Source organism: Sphingobium lactosutens DS20, from assembly GCF_000445105.1.
Taxonomy (GTDB): Bacteria; Pseudomonadota; Alphaproteobacteria; order Sphingomonadales; family Sphingomonadaceae; genus Sphingobium; species Sphingobium lactosutens.
Map to the genome: position 1 here is coordinate 177,533 of NZ_ATDP01000107.1, position 17,810 is coordinate 195,342.

General features: G+C 61.5%; 15 protein-coding genes. 12 read left to right on the top strand and 3 right to left on the bottom strand.

The annotated features are described in order from the left end of the window. Positions 1–2 precede the first annotated feature (2 nt). Both RLDS_RS51065 and RLDS_RS51070 read right to left on the bottom strand, forming a co-directional pair. Positions 3–1,220, bottom strand: coding sequence for an MFS transporter (locus RLDS_RS51065; protein ID WP_021228195.1), 1,218 nt, complete (start codon positions 1,218–1,220; stop codon positions 3–5). A 65-nt stretch (positions 1,221–1,285) separates the two neighbouring features. Further along, positions 1,286–2,482, bottom strand: coding sequence for a zinc-binding dehydrogenase (locus RLDS_RS51070; RefSeq protein WP_021228196.1), 1,197 nt, complete (start codon positions 2,480–2,482; stop codon positions 1,286–1,288). Between the two features lie 142 nt (positions 2,483–2,624). Between RLDS_RS51070 and RLDS_RS51075 the strand changes: the two genes are divergently transcribed. Further along, complete coding sequence (locus RLDS_RS51075) at positions 2,625–4,982, top strand: TonB-dependent receptor (RefSeq protein WP_021228197.1); 2,358 nt, start codon at positions 2,625–2,627, stop codon at positions 4,980–4,982. Here the strand turns inward: RLDS_RS51075 and RLDS_RS51080 are convergent. Then, positions 4,972–5,883 (bottom strand): LysR family transcriptional regulator, encoded by a 912-nt coding sequence (locus tag RLDS_RS51080; protein ID WP_021228198.1) that lies wholly within the window; start codon positions 5,881–5,883, stop codon positions 4,972–4,974. The genes RLDS_RS51075 and RLDS_RS51080 overlap by 11 nt on opposite strands. 96 nt (positions 5,884–5,979) lie before the next feature. Here RLDS_RS51080 and RLDS_RS51085 point away from each other — a divergent pair, with 96 nt between their 5' ends. The 11 genes from RLDS_RS51085 (at position 5,980) to RLDS_RS51135 (ending at position 17,702) form a co-directional block, all read left to right on the top strand. Further along, positions 5,980–7,452: an aldehyde dehydrogenase family protein gene (locus RLDS_RS51085; RefSeq protein ID WP_021228199.1), complete on the top strand. Its 1,473-nt coding sequence runs from the start codon at positions 5,980–5,982 to the stop codon at positions 7,450–7,452. 14 nt (positions 7,453–7,466) lie between these two features. Beyond that, positions 7,467–8,354, top strand: coding sequence for a DODA-type extradiol aromatic ring-opening family dioxygenase (locus RLDS_RS51090; protein WP_021228200.1), 888 nt, complete (start codon positions 7,467–7,469; stop codon positions 8,352–8,354). Continuing rightward, a complete protein-coding gene (locus RLDS_RS51095) occupies positions 8,351–9,253 on the top strand; it encodes a fumarylacetoacetate hydrolase family protein (RefSeq protein WP_031299009.1) in 903 nt (300 codons plus the stop codon). Before RLDS_RS51090 ends, RLDS_RS51095 begins: the two co-directional genes overlap by 4 nt. A gap of 3 nt (positions 9,254–9,256) precedes the next feature. Beyond that, on the top strand, positions 9,257–10,660 hold the full coding sequence (locus tag RLDS_RS51100) for an FAD-binding oxidoreductase (protein ID WP_021228202.1): 1,404 nt from the start codon (positions 9,257–9,259) through the stop codon (positions 10,658–10,660). Then, complete coding sequence (locus RLDS_RS51105) at positions 10,657–12,090, top strand: aldehyde dehydrogenase family protein (protein ID WP_021228203.1); 1,434 nt, start codon at positions 10,657–10,659, stop codon at positions 12,088–12,090. Before RLDS_RS51100 ends, RLDS_RS51105 begins: the two co-directional genes overlap by 4 nt. After that, a complete protein-coding gene (gene hpaH / locus RLDS_RS51110) occupies positions 12,074–12,901 on the top strand; it encodes a 2-oxo-hept-4-ene-1,7-dioate hydratase (RefSeq protein ID WP_021228204.1) in 828 nt (275 codons plus the stop codon). The genes RLDS_RS51105 and hpaH overlap by 17 nt, the downstream gene beginning before the upstream one ends. After that, entirely contained in the window at positions 12,898–13,707 is an 810-nt protein-coding gene (locus tag RLDS_RS51115) for an HpcH/HpaI aldolase family protein (protein ID WP_021228205.1), read from the top strand. The genes hpaH and RLDS_RS51115 overlap by 4 nt, the downstream gene beginning before the upstream one ends. Positions 13,708–13,718: 11 nt before the next feature. Beyond that, on the top strand, positions 13,719–14,726 hold the full coding sequence (locus RLDS_RS51120) for a 2-dehydropantoate 2-reductase (protein WP_021228206.1): 1,008 nt from the start codon (positions 13,719–13,721) through the stop codon (positions 14,724–14,726). A 75-nt stretch (positions 14,727–14,801) separates the two neighbouring features. Beyond that, positions 14,802–15,857 carry an aromatic ring-hydroxylating dioxygenase subunit alpha gene (locus RLDS_RS51125; RefSeq protein WP_201767511.1) on the top strand — a complete coding sequence of 352 codons (1,056 nt, stop codon included), beginning with the start codon at positions 14,802–14,804 and terminating at the stop codon, positions 15,855–15,857. Between the two features lie 134 nt (positions 15,858–15,991). Further along, a complete protein-coding gene (locus RLDS_RS51130) occupies positions 15,992–16,309 on the top strand; it encodes a 2Fe-2S iron-sulfur cluster-binding protein (RefSeq protein WP_021228208.1) in 318 nt (105 codons plus the stop codon). A gap of 70 nt (positions 16,310–16,379) precedes the next feature. Then, complete coding sequence (locus tag RLDS_RS51135) at positions 16,380–17,702, top strand: NAD(P)/FAD-dependent oxidoreductase (protein ID WP_021228209.1); 1,323 nt, start codon at positions 16,380–16,382, stop codon at positions 17,700–17,702. Positions 17,703–17,810: the final 108 nt, after the last annotated feature.

Sequence of the window (17,810 nt, forward strand, 5' to 3'; positions counted from 1 at the left end):
TATCAGGGGCGTGAACCATATCCGGCCTGCTCCCCGCGCTTAGCGAGGTTGGGCAGGAATAGGGCAACGCCGGCGCACCAAAGACTGGGCCACAAGAGCAGCTGAAGTATCTCGGACGGGTGGAGATGCGCATTGAGGGCGAGGGTTACGAGCAAGGGACCGAGAACGGCTCCGATGCGACCGATCCCGCTTGCCCAGCCCGTGCCGGTGGACCTCGAGGCATCGGCGTAAAGCTGAGGCGTGACGGACCCGAGCATCAAGGATCCACCATAAGATGTGAAGCCGATGACGAGAATTGCCAGCAACCAGTGATTGCTCCCGCCGAGGCCGATCCATGCGAACGCCGCGGCCGCGACAAAATGTGCGCTCACGAACGCCAACTTCATCAATCCCCTGTCGGCAAGGGCGCCAAGTACAATGCCGCCAGCGATGCCCGCGAGTGCAAGGAGGCCGGCAACCCGCTGGGCCTGGGCGCTTTCCCAGCCCGCACCGATCAGTAGCGTTGGGAGCCAAGCGGTCAGCGCGTAGGTCACGATCAGATTGGCAGGCATGATCAGCCACAGCAGGAGGGACGTACGGCGGTGATCCTGGTCGAAGAGCGCCCTCACCGCCGACAAGGGCGTAGCCGATCGCGATCTTGCCGCGCCGCTGGGTTTGGGCGCAGCAAGAGACAGCCAAAGCATGAGCGCGCACAACGCCGGCATGACCGCGCCCACGAGGAAAATCGATCGCCAGCCCCCCAATCCAATGATCGTCGGGGCCGCCATGCCCGCCAAGAAGGATCCCAGCCCGGTGGAAACCACAACTGCTGTCACGATAAGAGTGCGATGCTTGGGCGCAACATTATTGGAAACGAGGGACACGGAAACCGGTACGGCGCATCCTATTCCGCAACCCACCAGCACACGCGTCGCAGTCAGTGCGGGAATCGATTCAACCACGGCGGTGAGCAGTGAACCCGCGGAGACGAGCAGCATGGACGCGATCAGCATGCGCTGCGGCCCGAGACGGTCGCCGAGTGGCGTCAGGCCCAGTGCGCCGATGATCATGCCAATCACCGTGGCTGTCAACGCCGGGCCATATTGCGCCGGAGCCACGCCATGTTCCTGCGCCATCAGCGGGACCGCAAGCCCCAGGGACTGCAGATCATAGCCGTCGACGAGACAGCATAATGCGGCCAACGCCACGATGAACTTTGAGGACGAGGGTTCCGAGGACATTTCGCCTGAATGCCGAAGCGCGCCGGATGCGTCTTGATAACCCCTGCCAAAAATCGGTGTGGGATTCAGCGCGCCTCGGGGAGCGGCCCCACGGCGGCCATCAACTTACCCGAATTCCCTCCCGTCATGAGCAATTTAAACGCTGCCGGGATGGCTTCAATTCCATCGAGGATATGCGATGGTTTGACCTTCAGCCGGCCTTGTGAATAGAGGCCGCGCAACTCGGCGAAATAGCTTGTCCGATGCGCCTCGAAATCGCTGAGCCAGAACGGAATCAACTGCACGTTCCGCTGAAGAAGGGTGGAGATGTTCTCGAAGCGGTACGATTTCTCTGCCGCGTTGCCGTAGTCCGACAGGGCACCGCAAATTATAACGCGGCTGCGAAACTTCATCTGCGGCAGCACTGTATCGAGCAACGCGCCGCCGACATTATCGAAGAAGGTATCCACGCCCTCCGGTGCGACCGCGGTAAGCTGGGCCGCCACATCCTCCCGGTGATCAACCGCTCCATCCAGACCGTAATAATCTTCGAGAAGAGCGCATTTTTCAGCGCCGCCGGCGATACCAATCACGCGTGCGCCCATCACCTTCGCAAGCTGCGCCGCAACCGAGCCCGTCGCGCCTGCGGCCGCGGAGACCAGCACCGTTTGGCCAAGCTGGACGTTCGCGACGTGTTTGATGCCGCAACTCGCCGCCATGCCGGTGTGCGACAACAGACTGAGGTACAGATCCGGGGTAATGCCGTCTGCGGTGTCCACCTTCTGCACTGACAGGATTCCACCTCTGCCGGCACCGTTTCCGATCCCGTCTTTGTGCACGACGGAATATTCCGACATCTCGGCGCTCACGAGAACGAGGTCACCGGGCTCGATTCCATCGGCTCGTGAATGCATGACCTCGCCGACGACCTGGCCTGTCATCGCGTCGCCGGGTCCGATTGGAATATAGGGCGCCATCATTCGCACCCACATGACATGCGCGGGATCAAGCGACACGTAGATCGCTCGCAAGAGCACCTCATCCAGCCCTACCTCTCGGACAGGCCGTTCCTCGATCGCGAGCGCGCCAACAATGTCATCCAGATCTTTGGCCGCACGCTTAAGGATCACGGAACGCGTGGTTGTGGGGAGGTGCGAGGGAGAGGATTTAGAGGTCATATTGACTGAATGCTCCCACGCCGACGGCGCGTCTTGACCCTTACTGCCAAAAATCCCTGCCTCGCAGAGGCCTTGCCGGACCAGCAAGCGGCTTAAACGCGCCATTCTGGTCATTTCGAAACCGCGCCGGTGGCGCTCTCGCGCAAATGATTGGCTCACACTTTCAATTAGGCGGACCCAACACGCGCTACAGCAGCGCAATGGAGCGCCTTGGCGCGCGTATAACTAATAACGGAGGGAGAGACTGATGCGATTTGCACTTTCGAAGGCCGCACTAACAATCGGCGTGAGTGCCCTGTCCATTGCGACGGCGGCCGCTCAGGAGTCGCAGCCCGCCAGTCAGGAATCTACGGATACGGCAGCTTCGGGAACGACCGAAGGCGACATCATCGTCACCGCCCAACGCCGCAGCCAGCGGCTCCAGGACGTTCCGGTCGCCGTATCGGTAGTCAGCGGCGATGCGCTTAACAACCAGAACCTCAAAACGCTCGAAGATGTCGGAACGCGCCTTCCGAACGTGAAGATCACGACGGGCTCTCTCGTCAACCAGATCAACGTCCGTGGTGTTGGCTCGGGGCAGAATGCCGGTTTCGAGCAGTCGGTGGCCACCTTCGTCGACGGCGTCTATCGCAGCCGTTCGCTCTCGTCGCGCGCCGCGCTGTTCGACATCGAGCAGGTCGAGGTCCTCAAGGGGCCGCAAACAACCTTCTTCGGCGCAAACGCGATCGCCGGCGCGCTCAACATCACGACGCGCAAGCCGAAATTCGAGTTCGGCTATGATGCGAGCGCGTTGTATGCCTTCGAGGACGGGGAATATAATGTCGAGGCGGGCGTAAACATCCCCTTGGCGCCGACCTTCGCGATCCGGGCCGCCGGCCGACTCGCCGGAATGGACGGATATATCGATAATAACTATCTCAACGAAAAGGGTCCGCGCGATCGGACTCAGCAGGCTCGAATCTCGGCCGCGTGGGAACCGTCCGATGCGTTTCGCTCCGATCTGCGCTTCGACTATTTCCGGTCGCGCACCAAGAACATCTATTCCGCCGTTCTCGAAACCTGCCCCGCTCCTGCGCCGATCGTAGAAGGTCCCGGGGGCAGTTGTTCGCAATATCTGGCTGCCGGCGGCACGCCACGCCGATCGCTAGGCTATGACAGCGTGTCGCCCGACACCTTCGCGAATGTCAATTTCAAGGAAGTCGCCTGGACGAACTCGCTGGACGTCGGTGCGGGATCGATCACGGCAATTACGGCCTATATCGACCAGACCGTCAACGCCAAGACGCAACCGATCCCGGTCCCCTTGGCAAGTGCCGTCGGCGGCGTCGAAGGTCTGCCCATCTGGCTCGGCGAACGCTACCATCAGTTCAGCCAGGAACTGCGCTACCAGTCGGACACGGACGGGCCCGTCGACTATATGTTCGGTGGCTATTATTCGGGTGGTCGCCTCGAAAATTACAACTATGTCGGCTTCCTCTTCCTGCCGTTCGGCGCGTTCAATCCGCTCGGCACGACGAATGCGACAACGCCCGTCACCGGCCGACCGAACCTGACGCAGGAAGACCGGACCTTGTCGGCTTTCGCGTCGTTGACCTGGCGGCCCGTCGAGCATCTGCGCATCAACCTGGGTGCCCGTTACTCCAACATCCGTAAAACGGCTGTCCGCGATGTCCAATTTGGTGCGTCGCCCGGCGCGAACCCGGCGACTTACGTGCCGTTCGATGCGGCAACCCAGAATGTCTACGCCGCCATTCTCGGCGCGGATCTGGGACAATTCGCAAAGCCGCGTCGTGTCGATGACAAGTTCATGCCATCGGTCGGCATCCAATATGATGTGGCGCCCGACGTCATGGTCTATGCGACCTACAGCAAGGGGTTCAAGGCAGGCGGATATAGCGCGGCCTCGCTTGCAAACGCCTTCGAGCCTGAGACGGTCGATGCCTATGAAGTCGGCCTCAAGGGGCAGTTCCTCGATCGACGGCTGACCTTCAACACCGCCCTTTTCCGCAGCGACTATAAGAATCTGCAGGAATCGACGATCGTTATCAGCACCGCGGGTACGATCATCTCGCTCGTTCAGAATGCGGCCAGCTCGCGCTCGCAGGGCATCGAAATGAGCGGCCAGTACCGCGCCAATGATTGGCTCACCCTGAATGCCGACGTCGCCTATCTCGATGCGAAATATCGCAGCTATCCGGCGGGCGCCTGTACGGTCCTTGGCAATTTCCAGTCGACGACTTGCACGCAGAATCTGTCGGGCAAGCGCCGTCCCTATGCCCCTGAATGGAGCGGTAACGTCGGCGTCACCGCAGCCGTGCCGATCGGCGACTATCAGCTCAGGATCGCGCCGTCGCTCTACTTCAGCTCGAAATTCTTCGAGTCCGCGACCGCCGACCCGCTGCTTCAGCAGGACGGCTTTGCCAAGGTCGATCTGCAGATCGCTTTCGGCCCGCAGGACGAGCGTTGGCAGATCGCCCTCATCGGCAAGAATTTGACCGACAAGGCGACCGCTGGCTTCCGTCAGCAGATGACCAACTCGTCGGCCGTTTATGCCTTTCCGGACCGTCCGCGGTCGATCGCGGTCCAGTTCCGCATCAAGGGTTGAGTGGGGGGTGGAGGCGTTTCGTCAGGAACGCCTCCAATTCCCGTGCAGGTTCGGATTGTGGTCGTATGGCCGATTTATACAGAGCGACGCGCCTGACCGCAGACGGCCCCTCAACTGGGCGTGCAATGACACCAAGCTTGCTGCCAAGTGGTTCGACATATTTGGGCGAAAAGGTCACGCCCAGACCCGCCGCGGCCATGCCCAGCGCCGTCACGAGGCTTTCGACGACCTCGACTTCCGGCATCTCTTCATCGCCAAAGACCATACTGATCTGGGGCTTGATGCTGTCTTCATGGTCGCGGCCTGCCGCAAAGACACGCCGCCCCGACAAATCCCCCCAACCGAGTTGCGGCATCCCGATAAGCGGATCGTCAGGCGCAAGCCAAAGCACCCATTCGCTTTCGAACAGCAGGACATGTTCGACATCGGAATGGCTGTGCCGGACCGGACCGATCGCGAGATCGGCTTCCCCGATTGATACACGATCACCCAGCCATTCGACCGCCGCGTCAACGATGCGAACCGATGTACGAGGCTGCACAGCGCAATATTCGGCGAGGAGTGGCGGAAGGAGCGTCGCCGCGATCGCCATCGGAGCCGCGACCCTGACAATGTCGGTCGCGTGGTTGCGAATTTCGATCGCCGCGGCCTGTGCCCGCGAAATTTGGCGCTGCACGGCCAGCGCCGCAGGCAAGAACTCGCGACCTGCCGCCGTCAAGACAACCTTTCGCGTTGTGCGCTCGAAAAGCGCGAAGCCCAAGGAAAGCTCGAGATCCGTGATGAGGTTGCTGATCGCCGAGGGCGAAAGATGCAGCCGTTTTGCCGCCTGGCTGAAGCTGTTGAGCTCAGCCGCAGCGATGCAAGCGTCGAGTTGGCGCGGGGTAAATCGGGGCAATGCCATAGGTGATTATTATACACAGAATGTGAAAAGTCTTCCAGAACTATTCACTTAATCTGACCACCGAATTCCCATAAGAGCCAACGAAAGGAGCAATTCATGGGCCATCATCTGACCGTCAGCGGCGTCGCTGTCGACACGCGACATTATATTGACGGCGAGCGTGTATCCGGGCGCGAGACATTCGGCATTTTTTCGCCGATCGATCAGCGCGATCTGGGCGAAATATCGCAGGGCGATGCCGCCGATTGCGATCGCGCCGTGACCGCGGCCACGCGCGCATTTCCGAGCTGGGCGGCTCTCGGCGCCGAGGGCCGTCTTCCCTATCTTCGTCGTTTCGCCGAAGAAATCGGCAAGCGTGCAGACGACTTTTGCCTAGCCGAATCCAACGATGCGGGCGTTCTCCTGTCCCGCATGCAGCACGGCGTTGTGCCGCGGGCGATGCAGAACATTCTTTTCTTCGCCGAAGCGGCGCTGACGCTGCAAGATAAGACCATCAATACCAAGCAGGCCGTCCACTACGTTCGCCACGATCCAGCCGGGGTCGCGGTGATCATCACGCCGTGGAATGCCCCGCTGATGCTTTCGACGTGGAAGATCGGACCGGCTCTTGCCGCCGGCAACACGGTGATCGTCAAGCCGCCAGAATGGGCTCCGCTCACCTGTTCGCTTCTCGCCGACGCCGCCGAGGCTGCTGGGTTGCCGCCGGGCGTCTTCAATCTGGTCCAGGGTAGCGGTGCTGTTACCGGTGCCTCCTTGGTGTCTGATCCCCGCGTTCGCCGAATTTCCTTCACGGGCTCCGTTCCGACCGCGAAGATCATCGCCGAAGTTGCCGCGCGCAATCTCGTGCCGTGCAGCCTCGAGCTGGGGGGCAAATCCCCGTTCATCGTGCTCGAGGATGCCGATCTCGATGCCGCAGCCGCCACCGGGGCGCTGATGTATCGGAATGCAACGCAGGTTTGCCTAGCAGGCACGCGATTCCTTGTTCACGAACGGGTTCGCGACGCCTTCATCGAGAAGATGCGCGCAATCGTCGGCGAACTTTCGATCGGCGATCCTCGCGAGGCGGCCACGGAAGTGGGACCGATTATCCATCCCCGGCAGCTGGAACGCGTCAAGGGCTATGTCGACCGGGCCGTAGCGGCCGGTGCCACGGTCCTGTGGGGCGGGCAAGCAGCTCCCCAGGGTGGATTGTTCTTCCTGCCGACGATGCTCACCGATGTCGGCGAGGATGCCGAGATCGTCCGCGAAGAAGTGTTCGGTCCGGTACTGGTTCTCCAGACCTTCTCGGACGACGAAGATGCGATCCGGATGGCGAATGACTCGGTTTATGGGCTGGGGGGCGTCTGCTTCGGCGAAACGGAACATGCGAAGTCGGTTGCTGAACATGTTCGCACCGGTTTCATCTGGGTGAACAGCTTCGGCATTCGCGATCTTGAAGCGCCGTTCGGCGGCTGTCGCAACTCGGGCATCGGCCGCGAAGGCGGCGACTGGAGCTTCGAGTTTTTCAGCGACATCAAGGACGTCATTCTACCGACGGCGCCCTTCAAACCCAGCTTCAGTCACCGATAAGGAAGGACGCAAATATGGGCGAAATCGTCGGGGCGGCACTTGTCTCCCATCACCCGGGTCTGATGCAGACCGAAGACTTCCGCAAGAAAGTCGGCGCCGGATCGGACTCCGACCTTATTGCGGGGTATGAGAGGCTGAAAGCCCACATCGATGCCGTGAAGCCGGATGTGCTCGTCATATTCGACACGCACTGGTTCACGACGGGCTTTCATCTCGTCGATGCCGGCGCCCACTACGCCGGCGACTATATTTCCGACGAGATGCCCTGGTATCTTCATGGGCAGAAATATGACTATCGCGGCGCCCCCGAACTGGCGAAGCTTGTCCAGGTGGTCGCCGAAGAGTCCAAGGTTCCGGCCCTCGCGATCGACGCGCCTGATCTGCCGCGCCACTATGCTACGATCAATGTGGTCAATCTGCTCAAGGCGAAAGAGCGGATCGTGACCGTGAGCAATTGCCAGAATTGCAGCTCCGATGACTTCCTCGAAATGGGGAAGGTTGTGGGCGAAGCGATCCGCCGCTCGAACAGCCGCGTCGTCCTCCTCGCAAGCGGCGCACTGAGCCACAAGTTCACCGATATCTCGTTCGAGCAGAAGCATGAGCGGATTTTCCACCCTGATAATCTGTCCAGCGAAGCCAATCACAAGAGCGATCTCGAAGCGATCGCGCTTCTGGAGCAGGGGCGTCACGACGAGATCATCGCTCGCTTCCCGAACGAATACCGCAAGATTCCGTGGGAAGGACTCGGCGGGCACTATTTGCAGATGATCGGCGCGCTGGGCGGAGCCGCCTGCCAATCGAAGGGTGAAACCCTGTCGGAATATGAGAACGCCCGGGGCACGGGCAACATCCACATCTGGTTCGACGTCGAACCCCAGCATCAAGCGGAGGCAGCAGAATGAGTGTATTGGACGGACCACGCATCGAGCGCCGCCGTGTCATCGTCGAAGGCACCGCCTATTGGGGGACGATGGAGGATGCCACGACGCTTCTCCTCGACGATGGCCGACGGGTCGACCCGACGGAGCTGGTGCATCTGCCGCCGTGCGCCATTCCCCCCTCCAAGATCATCGCGGTGCACATCAGCTATTCGTCGCGTAGCATCGAGACCCGCAATAAGCCCGCGCCGACCGAAACGCCGACCTACTTCACCAAGCCGTTCACATCGCTGAACGGGCACAACGGCCAGCTGATCAAGCCCGAAGGCATCAAATATCTCAACTATGAAGGCGAGTATGCGGCCGTCATCGGCAAGGTGACGCGCAACATCCTTCCCGAAGAGGCTTGGGATTGCATCGCCGGCTTCGTCCCCCTCCTCGACATGGGCGCCCAGGATTTTCGCGATACCGATCAGGGCTCCATGTTGCGCGTCAAGGGCATGGACGGCTTCTGTCCGATCGGCCCCGGGATCGTAACGGGTGTTGATCCGCGCAAGGAGACCTTGCGGACCTATCGCAACGGGCTGCTGGTCCAGGAAGCGGATATCGGCGAAGAGACCATCTGGGGCGTCGACTATCTGATCGCAGACCTCGCCCGCTACATCACCCTGCTTCCGGGCGACATCATCAGCACGGGAACGCCGGCACATTCGCGATCGATCGATCCTGGCGACACCATCGAGGTCGAAATCTCCAATATCGGCAGGCTTAAGAGCACGGTTTCCGCAGGGCCTGCGCCGCGCGCGATCGGAATTGGCCATCCGCCGATGGACACCCCCGAAGTTCGCCGCGTCGCTCTTGGGTTCGACGAACGCGTTCGCGAGGATCTGAAGGCCAATTACAGGGCCGCAGCCAAGGGTTGACCGATGGACGCGCTGACCGAACTATCCTCAAGCTTTGCCGGACGGATTCTCACGGATCCGTCCGACATGGAGCCGTTCCTGCGGGATTGGCGCGGGCAATGGACCGGCGCTGCGCGGGCCGTCCTGCAACCGGAGAATGTCGAAGACGTGGCCGCCGCGGTGCGCTGGTGTTCGGCTAATGGGGTGTCGATCGTGCCCCAAGGCGGGAACACCGGCCTTTCCGGCGGTGCGACGCCCGACGCCAGCGGCAACTCCATCGTGCTGTCCTTGGCGCGCATGAAACGCGTGCGCTCGGTTGATCTTGCCAACGATACCATCACCGTCGACGCCGGCTGCATCCTTGCCGAGATCCAGACCGCGGCCTCGGAAGCCGGCCGCTTCTTTCCGCTGAGCCTCGCGGCCGAAGGAAGCTGCACAATCGGTGGGAATCTCGCGACGAATGCCGGTGGCACGGCCGTCCTGCGCTACGGGAATATCCGAGAACTGTGCCTCGGACTGGAGGTCGTGACCGCCCAGGGCGAAATCTGGGACGGTCTGCGCGGGCTGCGCAAGGACAATAGCGGCTATGATCTGCGAGATCTCTTCATCGCCTCCGAAGGAACGCTGGGGATCATTACCGGCGCGGTGCTTCGACTTTTTCCCCAGCCTTCGGCTCGCGTCGCAGCTTTTGCCGCGTTGGGTAGCCCGGCCGACGCCGTTGCACTGCTCAAAGACGCCCGCAACGCTCTAGGGAGCATGCTTACCGCGTTTGAGCTGGTATCGTCGACATCGCTCGACATGGTCGTGGAGCATCTACCCGGTCGCCGTTCGCCCTTCGAGGGCGAAAGTCCCTGGTACGTGCTGCTCGAAATCAGCGACCTCGGCCCGGAGGAACGCGCCCGTGAGTTGCTTGAAACCATTCTAGCAAATGCATTTGAAAAATCGTGGGTCAGCGATGCCGTCGTTGCGTCCAGCGTCGCGCAAAGCCGCGCGCTCTGGGAACTTCGCGAAGCAATTTCCGAAGCCCAGGCGGCCGCTGGCAAGGCGATAAAGCATGACGTTGCTTTGCCTATTTCCGCGATCCCGTCCTTTCTCGACGCTGCCGACAAAGCGGTGCACGCCCTCGACCCAACCGCTCGCCTCGTGACCTTCGGTCATCTTGGTGACGGCAACCTTCATTATAATCTTTCGCCGCCTCATGGCGATGATGGAACCGCACTGGCCGGCTTGCTCAGCGCCATGAACCAAGCCGTTCACGACATTGTCGTGGACCTCGGCGGAACTTTCTCGGCCGAACATGGGCTGGGTCAGCTGCGCGCCGGCGAGGCCGCCCGCTACAAATCTCCCGTCGAACTTGACCTGATGCGGCGCATCAAAAGCGCGCTCGACCCCGAAAATCTGATGAATCCTGGAAAGGTCTTTGTATGAGACGCCACGCCAACCTGATCGGCGGCTCCTGGGCTTCCGGTGAGCCGGTCCCCAATGTCAACCCGTCCGACATTAGCGACGTCATCGGCGAATTCGACCGCGCGTCGCGTGCCCAGGCGGAAGAAGCCGTCGCTGCCGCTCGCGCCGCTCAACCTGCTTGGGCAGAGACGCCTGTCCAGACGCGCGCGGACATTCTGCAGCGCGCGTCGATCGAAATTCTCGCTCGTGCCGACGAACTCGCCGAGCTTCTCGCCCGCGAGGAAGGTAAGACGCTTCGCGAAGCGCGGGGCGAAGTCACCCGCGCTGGGCATATCTTCAATTTCTTTGCCGGCGAATGCGTCCGTATTCGGGGCGATGCGTTGCCATCGGTGCGCGATAAGGTCGATGTCATGGTCACGCGCGACCCGGTTGGCGTGGTATCCCTTATCACGCCTTGGAATTTCCCGATCGCGATTCCCGCGTGGAAGACGGCTCCTGCGCTGGCGTTCGGCAACAGCGTCATCCTCAAGCCGGCGGAGTTGACCTGCGCGAGTGCGTGGCATCTTGCCGATATTCTCGTCCGCGCCGGGGTGCCTGCAGGCGTCTTCAATCTCGTAAACGGCAGAGGATCCGAACTCGGTGACGTGCTCATCGGCGATGGGGTCGATGCCATCAGCTTCACCGGCTCCACGGGCGTCGGACGCAATATCGCCCGGCAAGCGATCGACAGGAACGCCAAAATCCAGATGGAAATGGGGGGCAAGAACGCCCTGGTCGTCCTGGATGACGCCGATCTCGACGTCGCGATCCAATGCGCGCTCGATGGGGCGTTTTTCGCCACCGGACAGCGTTGTACGGCATCGTCGCGGTTGATCGTTACCGACGCGATCCACGATCGCTTCGTCGCTGGCCTTGTCGCGGCCATGGAGCGGCAGGTCGTTGGCGACGCGCGTGCGCCGGATACGACGATCGGCCCCGTCGTGGATGCAAAGCAGCTGGCGACGGACACCGACTATATCGACATAGCAAGCAAAGAAGGCGCGACGCTTCGCGCCGGCGGTCGCACGGTGACGCGCGACCGAGAGGGCTTCTATCTGGAGCCGACCCTTTTCACGGACACCAATTCCGCGATGAGGATCAATCAGGAAGAGGTGTTCGGGCCGGTCGCATCGGTCATCCGCGTTCGCGACTATGGTGAGGCCTTGGCCGTCGCGAATGATGTTCCGTTCGGCCTGACCGCGGGCATCTGCACAACTTCGCTGAAACACGCGAGCGATTTCCGCCGCAAGGCTCAGGCCGGGATGGTGATGGTCAATCTGCCGACGGCGGGGGTCGACTACCATGTGCCCTTCGGTGGCCGGAAGGCTTCATCTTACGGCCCGCGCGAGCAGGGCTTCGCCGCCATCGAGTTCTACACCAGCATGAAGACCGCTTATGTCAACGCAGGATAATACCGCACTCCGTTCGATCGACGACGCGAAAGCGGCGCAGCTTGCCTCGCGGCTTGACGAGTCCGAACGCTCTCGCGTCCAGATCGGCCACTTCAGCGCTGAGCATCCCGATATGACCATCGAGGATGCCTATGCGATCCAAAAAGCCTGGGTCGACATGAAACTGGCGCGTGGTCGGAAGATCATCGGGCACAAGATCGGGCTCACCAGCCGCGCGATGCAGCGGGCAGCAAACATCACCGAACCCGATTATGGAACGCTGCTCGACGACATGCAGCTTGCCGAAGGTTCGGACCTGCCGTTCGGCCGGCTGATCGAGCCCAAGGTGGAAGTCGAACTTGCGTTCATTCTCAAGCATCGACTTGAAGGCAATGTGTCGCTCGGCGACGTGCTCGCCGCCGTCGATTATGTGACCCCCGCGCTCGAGATTATCGATGCGCGGATCAAGCGAACCGACGAAACCGGCAGAACCCGCAAGGTCTTCGACACGATTTCCGATAATGCCGCAAATGCGGCCATCATCCTCGGTGGCAGGCCTGTAAAGGTCGATGCAATCGATCTGCGCTGGGTCTCTGCACTGCTCTATCGAAACGCGTTGATCGAGGATTCGGGTGTCGCCGCCGCCGTGCTCAATCACCCGGCCATGGGTGTCGTCTGGCTCGCCCAGAAGCTCGCGCGGTTCGGCGTTGCTCTCGAGCCCGGCGAAATCATCCTCAGCGGCTCGTTCACGTCGCCCATTCCTATCGCCGCCGGCGACACCTTTCACGCGGACTATGGTCCCCTCGGCTCGATCGCGGCGCGGTTCACATGACAGCGCTCGTTCCAAATCGTTTCAAGGCGGCTCTCGCCGGCCCCAATGTGCAACTCGGCCTCTGGCAAGCACTCGCTTCGCCCGTGACGGCCGAAATCTGCGCGACGGCGGGCTTCGACTGGCTTCTCTTCGATGGCGAGCACGGCCTCAACACCATGCCCGGGTTGCAGGCGCAACTCCAGGCAGTGGCCCCCTATCCTGCTCACGCCGTGGCGCGTGTTCCCGTCGGTGAAGCTTGGGTTATCAAGCAATATCTCGACGTCGGCTTTCAGACGCTCTTGATCCCCTTTGTCGAAAGTGCGGAACAAGCAAAAGCCCTGGTTCGCGCGATAAAATATGGCCCCGAGGGCATTCGCGGCGTCGCCGCTGGCCTCACACGCGCCGGCCGATGGGGGACGATCCCGGACTATCTCGCCAATGGCGAGAAGGAACTCTGTCTGATCGTCCAGATCGAAAGCGTAGCCGGGCTTGAGGCGCTCAACGAAATTCTGACCGTCGATGGCATTGACGCCGTCTTCATTGGCCCTGCGGATCTGTCCGCCGCTTATGGCCATCTGGGCAATACCGATCACCCGGAAATGGCTGCTCGCATCCGCGATGGACTGACGCGCATTGCCGAATCCGGGAAAGCGGCCGGCACGCTCGCGCTTACCAGCCTGGCTTTCGACGCCGCTGTGGAATGCGGTGCGCGCTTCATTGCCGTGGGCACCGATGTCGGACTGCTTGCGCGCGGTTCGGCCGATTTACGTGACCGATTCGGTGGGTCCGTGCCGCAAGTCGGCGCAGCGAAGCCCGCAGGCTATTGAGAGGAATATTGATGCGTATCGGGATCATCGGCGCGGGCGCCATAGGAGGCTGGCTGGGCGTGAGACTTGCCGCAGCAGGGCATGAGGTGTCCGTTTTGGCCCGTGGCGAAACGCTCAGCGCGCTGTCGCAGTCACCGTGGCGCCTTAAGGACAGCAGCGGCACCCTCGATGCCAAAGTTGAAGCGAGCGACGACCCAGTCAAGCTCGGGCGTCAGGATCTCTTGATTCTGGCCGTCAAAGGCCCCGCACTCGCCGCGGTGCTGCCTGCTATCCGAGCCATGTGCGATTCCGACACAATCGTCCTTCCCGCGATGAATGGCGTGCCTTGGTGGTTTCTTCTCGACAGCGCCGAGCCTGCGCTCGCAAGGCCCCTAGAGTCGATCGACCCATTCGGCGCGTTGCAACAAGCCATTCCATTGAATCAGGTCCTGGGTGCGGTCGTCTACACCTCTGCGGTGATCGACGCACCGGGCAGCGTGCGTATCGTGACCGGGAACAAACTGATCCTGGGCGAACCTGGTGGCGTCATGACGGAGCGCGTGACGGCGTTAGCGAAGCTGCTGCAAGATGCGGGCATCGACGCCGTTCCAAGCGAACGCATCCGATATGAGCTTTGGTACAAGCTCTGGGGTAATATGACCGTCAACCCGATCTCGGCGATCACCGGATCAACCTCCGACCGCATCATCAACGATGAGCTGGCGAACCGCTTCATTCTCTCGGTGATGAGCGAGGCGCAGCGGATCGGAGAGCGCATCGGGCTGGTCATTGAAGAGCGCGGTGAGGACCGGAATGTCGTGACCCGAAGCTGGGGCGCTTTCAAGACCTCCATGCTCCAGGACGCCGAAGCTGGGCGCCCGATGGAGATCGATGCGCTCATCGGGGCTCCGCGCGAAATCGCGCAGCGTCTCGGCCTTGAGACGCCCGCGCTCGATGCCCTCTTAGGGCTGACCCGATTATTCGCCCGCCAAAAGGGCCTTTATCCCGACGCGCCGCTCGCAGCGGCTGATGCAGCATGACGATTTAGACGGAGGACCGACATGACTTTACCTTCCGCAGACACGATCCGCCGGGCCCAAACCGCGGGTGCCCAAATGGCCAGCTTCGAAACACCTTTCGTATTCAACTGCTGGTATGTGGCGGCCTTGGCATCCGAGCTGAAGAACGAACTACTGGAGCGGATGATCCTTGGCCGACGGCTGGTGCTTTACCGCACCTCCGATGGCGTTCCCGTCGCGCTCGATGACCGCTGCGCGCACCGCTCCTTCCCTTTGTCGAAGAGCAAGCTCGTCGATGATACGATCGTCTGCGGCTATCACGGTTTTCGTTACGATCGCACCGGCGATTGTGTCGAAGTTCCCTCCCTCACGAAGTGCCCGGCGACCATAGGCGTTCGCGCTTATCCGATGGTTGAGCGCGGACCGGTGGTGTGGATTTGGATGGGTGCGGCGGAGGAAGCCGATCCCTCCACGATTCCTCCCTTGTCCTGGATGGAATCCTCTGAATGGACGCTCAACATCGGATATCTCGACCTTCCGGCGAGCTACATTGGACTTCACGAGAATCTGCTCGATCTCACGCACATCGAGTTTCTCCATGCCGACACACTCGGCGCAGGCGCACCGGGCTACTCCATGGCCCCCTATAACACGGAAATCGGCGAGGGCGTGTTCGCGCTGTCGCGCACGGTCGAGCCGGCGAGTATTCCCGGTCCCTTTGCCGGGCCGATGGCCTTCGGAGATATCACGACGGGCGGCAGATCGATCCGATCGGAATTCGTGACCCCTGCCCTGCACCAGCTCGTCGCGCGCTATTACGACACGGCCGAACCGGCCGAGCAGCGGCGCATATGCTTCATCAGTACGGCCCATCTCCCAACACCGCGCGATCATGTCTCGACGCACTATTTTATCGTCAACGGCCGAAACTTCGCGCTTGGCGACGCCGAGGTCACCGAGGATCTTCACCGGGGGATGTTCGAAGCTTTTGCGGAGGATGTCTGGGGCTTGGGCAACGTCCAGAGCGTGCTTTCGGCAACGCCGGCGGAGGAACTCTATGAGATCTCGGTGAAGAGCGACACGGCGGCCGTAGCGATGCGACGGCACATCCGTAATCTCGCCCTGGCTGAAGCCGCAGAACGCGCAGCCTGAAGATCAGCGCGCACGGCCGAGGATGCGGGTTAGCGGCTCGCGGCCTTGTTGAATGAAGCAATGCGCGGGCGACGCGTGGCCCTCAAGGACTGCATTTTCGAACTCGCGCTTCAGAAGAAATTGGGGAGAATAGGATGGTACAGATCGTTGTTGTGGACCGCGCTGGAGGCGAACGGTCGATAGAAGCCGAGGCAGGCCTGTCGCTCATGGAAGCGATCCGCGACAATGGCTTCGATGAACTGCTCGCGCTTTGCGGAGGTTGCTGCTCCTGTGCAACCTGCCACGTTTATGTCGACTCCACGGCCGGAATGGCCTTGCCGCCAATCAGCGGTGATGAAGATGACCTTCTCGACAGCAGCAGCAGTCGGTCATCGAATTCGCGCTTGTCATGCCAGATACCGCTTGGCCCCGAGCTCAATGGCCTGAGGATCGTCATCGCTCCGGAAGACTGATCCCGCACACCGTCGGATGCCGCCAACACCCTCGGTTTTGTGCCGGTTCCAAGAAAAGGAAGGCTGCGACGTGACGGGGCGCGAACAGGAGAATTTCGAAATAGTCCCGCGTGCCCGCACCGGCGACGAGACGCACCATGTTGTGATCGTCGGCGCCGGATTTGCGGGCGTCGAGACCGCCCGGCGCCTAGCTCATGCGCGGGTTCGGGTTACGCTGCTTGACAGACGGAACTATCATTTGTTCCAGCCGCTCCTCTATCAGGTTGCCGAGACGGCCCTTGCCCCTTCCAACATAGCCTGGCCAACACGATCGCTTATCCGTGGCGCAGAAAATGTTACGACACTCTTGGGCGAGGTGGTGCTCGTCCACAGCCGCCATAAGTGGGTCCTCACCAGCTATGGGGCGACGATCCACTACGACACACTCGTGATCGCAACCGGCGCGCGGCACGCTTATTTCGGACACGATGATTGGGAGCCTTTCGCTCCCGGTCTCAAGACGATCGAAGACGCGACTCACATCCGCCGCAATATCCTTTATGCCTTCGAGGAAGCCGAGCGAATGGCGCAGCCGGATGAGCGGCGGAAATATCTGACCTTCGCGATTGTCGGTGGTGGACCGACAGGCGTCGAGCTAGCCGGAACCATTGCGGAACTCGCGCACGACACGCTGCGCGGCGAGTTCCGTAATTTCAGCATGCAGGATGTCCGCGTCGTGCTGATCGAGGCGGGGCCGCGCATTCTCCCAACCTTCAAGGAGCATCTCTCGGAGTATGCCAGGCAGGCGCTTGAGAGGTTGAACGTCGAGGTGTGGCTGGGTCGGCCGGTGTCATCATGCGATGAGCACGGCATCGCTGTTGGAGATGAGCGTCTCGCCACAAAAACAGTGGTGTGGGCGGCGGGCGTACAGGCCTCACCTGCCGCCGAGTGGCTTCAGGTGCCCTCGGATCGCGTCGGTCGTGTGCTGGTCGAACCTGATCTGACCGCGCCGGGCTTACCCGATGTGTTCGTCATTGGCGACACGGCGCATGTCGAGCAAGACGGTCGCATGGTGCCGGGTGTCGCGCCAGCCGCAAAGCAGGAAGGGCGCTATGTGGCGGACGTGATCCGCGCGCGGCTCGAAGGTAAAACCGCGCCAGCCCCATTCCTCTACAATGACGCCGGCAGTCTTGCGACGATCGGCAAGCGTGCCGCCGTTGTCGACTTCGGCTGGGTGAGGCTGCGGGGGCGCTTAGCGTGGTGGCTATGGGGTGTCGTGCACATCTTCTTCCTCATTGGCGTGCGGAACCGCCTGATGGTCGCGTTGAGCTGGATCTGGATCGCTTGGACCGGCCAACGGAGCGCGCGTCTCATCACTCGATCCGGCTCCGAGGAGCATGAGAGCCCGGATTGACGGTGGAATGGTGGCACTCCAAGGCGTACAGATGCGAGGTCGAACAACATCGCCTTCGCCACGGCTGGGCGCGATCCGCAAAATCAAATCGGCGCCGCCGACAGACCT

What these genes read in the sequence shown, in the direction of transcription:
- hpaH (WP_021228204.1), top strand. Translation starts at nt 12,074, where the DNA reads ATGTCAACGCAGGATAATACCGCACTCCGTTCGATCGACGACGCGAAA.
- RLDS_RS51125 (WP_201767511.1), top strand. Translation starts at nt 14,802, where the DNA reads ATGGCCAGCTTCGAAACACCTTTCGTATTCAACTGCTGGTATGTGGCG.
- RLDS_RS51120 (WP_021228206.1), top strand. Translation starts at nt 13,719, where the DNA reads ATGCGTATCGGGATCATCGGCGCGGGCGCCATAGGAGGCTGGCTGGGC.
- RLDS_RS51100 (WP_021228202.1), top strand. Translation starts at nt 9,257, where the DNA reads ATGGACGCGCTGACCGAACTATCCTCAAGCTTTGCCGGACGGATTCTC.
- RLDS_RS51065 (WP_021228195.1), bottom strand. Translation starts at nt 1,220, where the DNA reads ATGTCCTCGGAACCCTCGTCCTCAAAGTTCATCGTGGCGTTGGCCGCA.
- RLDS_RS51130 (WP_021228208.1), top strand. Translation starts at nt 15,992, where the DNA reads ATGGTACAGATCGTTGTTGTGGACCGCGCTGGAGGCGAACGGTCGATA.
- RLDS_RS51105 (WP_021228203.1), top strand. Translation starts at nt 10,657, where the DNA reads ATGAGACGCCACGCCAACCTGATCGGCGGCTCCTGGGCTTCCGGTGAG.
- RLDS_RS51095 (WP_031299009.1), top strand. Translation starts at nt 8,351, where the DNA reads ATGAGTGTATTGGACGGACCACGCATCGAGCGCCGCCGTGTCATCGTC.
- RLDS_RS51115 (WP_021228205.1), top strand. Translation starts at nt 12,898, where the DNA reads ATGACAGCGCTCGTTCCAAATCGTTTCAAGGCGGCTCTCGCCGGCCCC.
- RLDS_RS51075 (WP_021228197.1), top strand. Translation starts at nt 2,625, where the DNA reads ATGCGATTTGCACTTTCGAAGGCCGCACTAACAATCGGCGTGAGTGCC.
- RLDS_RS51090 (WP_021228200.1), top strand. Translation starts at nt 7,467, where the DNA reads ATGGGCGAAATCGTCGGGGCGGCACTTGTCTCCCATCACCCGGGTCTG.
- RLDS_RS51085 (WP_021228199.1), top strand. Translation starts at nt 5,980, where the DNA reads ATGGGCCATCATCTGACCGTCAGCGGCGTCGCTGTCGACACGCGACAT.
- RLDS_RS51070 (WP_021228196.1), bottom strand. Translation starts at nt 2,482, where the DNA reads ATGGCGCGTTTAAGCCGCTTGCTGGTCCGGCAAGGCCTCTGCGAGGCA.
- RLDS_RS51080 (WP_021228198.1), bottom strand. Translation starts at nt 5,883, where the DNA reads ATGGCATTGCCCCGATTTACCCCGCGCCAACTCGACGCTTGCATCGCT.